We start from the raw sequence: 275 nt of genomic DNA, 5'->3' as shown, positions 1-275 counted from the left end.
GCAGAAGAGTAATGCTTATGGAAAGGAAAAAGGAAAACTTAGTGGCAAAGAGTTTGGAAAAGCCAGAGCTGCGGATGCCAAGGCCAAAATCGATAAAAAGGCATCAGAACTGGCAACTCACCAAGATCGCATCAGCAGTGCACGAAAAAGAGTTACCGCTGCTAAAGAAAAGCTTGAAGCTGCGAAGGCGGATAACTCTCTTTCAGATGAAGAAATAAAGAACAAGGAAGAAAAAATTGCACGAGTAGAAGCAAATATTGCAAAATTAGAAGCTA

General features: G+C 41.1%; 1 pseudogene. It reads left to right on the top strand.

What is annotated here, in order from left to right:
- A pseudogene (locus ACY2RS_RS15585) lies at positions 1–275 on the top strand (hypothetical protein); the annotation flags it as partial.

This window comes from Patiriisocius sp. 208BN25-11 (assembly GCF_058147145.1).
Note: the sequence above shows the minus strand (reverse complement) of the source record. Positions and strands in the feature narration are given on the sequence as shown.